1 pseudogene is annotated in these 511 nt (G+C 33.1%); it reads right to left on the bottom strand.

From position 1 onward, the window contains the following. Positions 1 to 511, bottom strand: a pseudogene (locus tag AMN83_RS01760) (polyribonucleotide nucleotidyltransferase); the annotation flags it as partial.

Genomic DNA, 511 nt, shown 5'->3' with positions numbered 1-511 from the left:
CTCGTCATCAGATGTTCCTAACGTTGCTACAACAATTGCTTGGGTTTCTCCTCTAGTAAATAAAGCAGAACCATGTGCTCTTGGTAAAACACCCACTTCACATTCAATAGGTCTTACATCTGACAATCCTCGACCATCAATTCTATTTTTATTTTTTAGAATATCAGTTCTAACAATTGATTTTTCAAGATTTTTTAACTGACTGTTAACATCAAGATCTGTGTAGTTTTCATCTTCCTCATAAAGCTTTTTAGCTTTATCAGTAATCTCTGAAATCTGATTTGATCTATCCTGTTTATCTCTTGTTGCAAAAGCTTTCTTAAGATCTTCCGTAAAAGTTTCCTCAAGTTTTTTCTTAACTTCAGATAAATCTTTTTTCTCAACTATCCACTCAGGTTTTCTGCATTCTTTTGCAAGTTCCTCAATCATTTCAATTACTGGAACAAATCCTTCATGTCCAAATTTAACTGCATTTAACATTTCTTCTTCTGTTAAACCACTTGCTTCAGAC

Origin of the sequence: Candidatus Pelagibacter communis (assembly GCF_001180025.1) — a bacterium.
Classification (GTDB): domain Bacteria; phylum Pseudomonadota; class Alphaproteobacteria; order Pelagibacterales; family Pelagibacteraceae; genus Pelagibacter; species Pelagibacter ubique_A.
The sequence above is the reverse complement of the archived record's forward strand: the minus strand, read 5'-3'. Positions and strand labels throughout refer to the sequence as shown.